The organism is Rathayibacter sp. AY1C7 (assembly GCF_002931865.1).
Lineage (GTDB): Bacteria > Actinomycetota > Actinomycetes > Actinomycetales > Microbacteriaceae > Rathayibacter.
Window position 1 is genome coordinate 1 of record NZ_PSWB01000053.1, and the last position, 2,594, is coordinate 2,594.

The window sequence follows — 2,594 nt, forward strand, 5'->3', positions numbered from 1 at the left end:
CGACCCCGAGGCCGTGCAGGCGGGCCGCGTGCAGATCGTGAAGCTGCGCGTCATCGAGAACACCGGCGAATACCGCGCGGGGGAGTGGACCCCGCACGACGCCCCGACCACGCACTACGTCGAAGCGAAGTTCGAACTGGGCGAGCACGTGCTCGCCTCCCTCCACAAGGGAGACGGCGTGATCGTCGTCGGCTACGAGCGCACCGTCGCCTGGGGCGAAGGCGAGAACCGCCGCACCGGCCGCGTCCTCGAAGCCGACGCCATCGGCCCCAACCTCACCCGCGCGACCGCCGTCGTCACCACAACCACCCAGCGCGCACCCCGCCGCAGCGCCGCGGAGTAGAGCGCCCGCTCAGTTCTCGACGCGGAGCACGTAGAGGATGACGTGATCCTCCGGGATCGCTGCGCGCACTTCCGCGATCGCCGCGGCGCTCGTCGCCGCGTTGCTGCGCAACACCGTTGATGCCGATTCCGCGCGCGTCCGGTGTGCCAGCTCCCACATGCCTCCATCGTCGCATCCGACGCTGACACGACCCGCTCGAGTGTGGGGCCGGCGGCGCCGGCCCGTGAGGGGCGACCCCCTCACGCTCCCCGGTGTCCCGTTCCGGGGCGCGAGCTGCACTCGCGCAGCGGCGACGGAGCACCGCCAAGGGGAGGCCGCGATGCGGCCCGTTCCACCCGTTTTCTTCACCTCTCCGCGGTTTCAACCTATTTCGCTCCACCGGCTCCGTGCCACCGAGAGCGGACGCGCCCTGCGGGCTTATTTCGCCCGCTCTCGGCGTCACTGCGCCGCCTCCACTCAAACGGTTTTCCCCGCCGGAGAGGCAAAGAAAAACGATCAGCCAGAGGGAGCACCCACACCATGCAGACCACCACCGACTTGCAGACCACCGCGAAGACCTACCTCACCCTTGCCAACACCCGCGCGGTCGATATCCGTGTCGTGGGCACCGACCCCCAGACGACGCCCTCGGTGCACGTCACCCGCCGCACGTCCGGCGTCTGGGAGGCGTGGCACTCCGACCAGCTGCACGGCATCACCAGCGGCTCATTCCGCCACTGCGTCGCCCACGCCCGCCGCGCAGCGATCCGCCGCGTCGCCCCGTTCCTGAACCGCTGAGAGGACCACACCATGACCCGCACCGACACCGGCCGCGCCACGGCCGAACAGCTGGCCCTCATCCTCGACACCCGCCGCGCCGAGTCTGACGACGACGCGACCGCCACGGACGCCGAAATCCTCGCGCACATCCGCAACACGCTCACTCTTCCCGGCGAAGGAGCTCCGGGCGGATTCCCCGTCACCGACGACGGCACCGCCTACGCCGCCGCGCTGATCGCGTTCCTCACCCCCGCCGACAAGCAGGACACCGGCGCGGCACTGGCCGCTTTCCTCACCCCGACCCCGGAGACGCTGGACGAGCGTGCGGCACGCATCGAGCTGAACCGGCGCGCGGATGAGGGGTGGCAGGCGCTCTCCCCGGCGGAGCAGGCCGCGCAGATCGCGGCCGTCGAGCGGACGGAGAACCCCAGCGGGCCGTGCGACTGCGCCAACTGCTCCGAGCCCGCCGACCGGTAGCCGCGCGGCGCGGGCCGGCCTTCCGGGCCGGCCCGTGAGGGGCGACCCCCTCACACTCCCCGGTCTTCCCCGTTCCGGGGGCGCGAGCTGCGCACGCGCAGCGGTGACGGAGCACCGCCGGCGGGAGCCGCTACGCGGCCGGATTACCCGTTTTCTTCACCTCTCCGCGGTTTCAATCTATCTCGCTCCGTCGGCTACGTGCCGTCTCTCTCGGACGCGCCCTGCGGGCTTATTTCGCCCGAGAGAGCCGTCACTCCGCCGACTCCACTCAATTGATTTCATCCCGCCGGAGAGGCAAAGAAAAACGATCAGGAAGACGACAAAAGCCCCGTAGTTGGGTTAGAACCACGGGACTTGTCGCCTCAATGATCGCACACCGATCAAGGAGAAACCATCGTGACTATCACCACCGGAACCGGGACCGTTCAGCACATCGACCCGACCGTCCTCGTGATCGAGCAGAACGTCCGCACCAGCGCCCCGCTGACGAAGGACTTCATCGCGTCGATCCGCGAGAACGGCGTCATCACCCCGGTCCTCGCCCGCCGCGACGAGCACGGCAACGTCATCGTCCGCGCCGGACAGCGCCGCACCCTCGCCGCCCGCGAGGCCGGAGTGCCCACGATCCCGGTCTACGTCGTGGAGGGCGACGAGACAACCGCGGATCGGATCGTTCAGCAGATCATCGAGAACGACCAGCGCGCCGAGCTGAGCGTCGCGGACCGCACCGCCGCGTGGGCGCAGCTCGCGTTTGAGGGCGTGTCCGCTGCAGCGATCGCCAAGCGCACCGGCACCAAGACCGACGCGGTGAAGAAGGGCCTTGCGGTCGCGGAGTCCGCGACCGTCACGTCCGTTCTGCACGAGCACGAGCTGACCCTGGACCAGGCGGCGGTGCTGTTGGAGTTCGAGGACGACTCCGACGCCCGCGCGAACCTGATCGAGGTCGCCACCCACGACCCGGCCCAGTTCGAGCACACCGCGCAGACCCTCCGCGACGAGGCCGCGCACCAGGCGC

At 69.9% G+C, this 2,594-nt stretch carries 5 protein-coding genes; 4 read left to right on the forward strand and 1 reads right to left on the reverse strand.

The window, feature by feature from the left end; translation table 11 throughout:
• Positions 1 to 343: single-stranded DNA-binding protein (locus C5C69_RS17090; protein WP_374953586.1), on the forward strand; the 343-nt coding region annotated here is incomplete at its 5' end.
• A gap of 9 nt (positions 344 to 352) precedes the next feature.
• On the opposite strand, the gene C5C69_RS17095 is transcribed toward C5C69_RS17090, so the two are convergent.
• Positions 353 to 502: a hypothetical protein gene (locus C5C69_RS17095; protein WP_181028874.1), complete on the reverse strand. Its 150-nt coding sequence runs from the start codon at positions 500 to 502 to the stop codon at positions 353 to 355.
• Between the two features lie 360 nt (positions 503 to 862).
• Between C5C69_RS17095 and C5C69_RS16510 the strand changes: the two genes are divergently transcribed.
• The 3 genes from C5C69_RS16510 to C5C69_RS16520 all read left to right on the forward strand — a co-directional run.
• A complete protein-coding gene (locus C5C69_RS16510; protein ID WP_104258316.1) occupies positions 863 to 1,120 on the forward strand; it encodes a hypothetical protein in 258 nt (85 codons plus the stop codon).
• A gap of 12 nt (positions 1,121 to 1,132) precedes the next feature.
• Positions 1,133 to 1,579, forward strand: a complete 447-nt coding sequence (locus C5C69_RS16515; protein WP_104258317.1) for a hypothetical protein — start codon at positions 1,133 to 1,135, stop codon at positions 1,577 to 1,579.
• A 396-nt stretch (positions 1,580 to 1,975) separates the two neighbouring features.
• Positions 1,976 to 2,594: ParB/RepB/Spo0J family partition protein (locus C5C69_RS16520; protein WP_146083645.1), on the forward strand; the 619-nt coding region annotated here is incomplete at its 3' end.

What these genes read in the sequence shown, in the direction of transcription:
- C5C69_RS16510 (WP_104258316.1), top strand. Translation starts at nt 863, where the DNA reads ATGCAGACCACCACCGACTTGCAGACCACCGCGAAGACCTACCTCACC.
- C5C69_RS17095 (WP_181028874.1), bottom strand. Translation starts at nt 502, where the DNA reads ATGTGGGAGCTGGCACACCGGACGCGCGCGGAATCGGCATCAACGGTG.
- C5C69_RS16515 (WP_104258317.1), top strand. Translation starts at nt 1,133, where the DNA reads ATGACCCGCACCGACACCGGCCGCGCCACGGCCGAACAGCTGGCCCTC.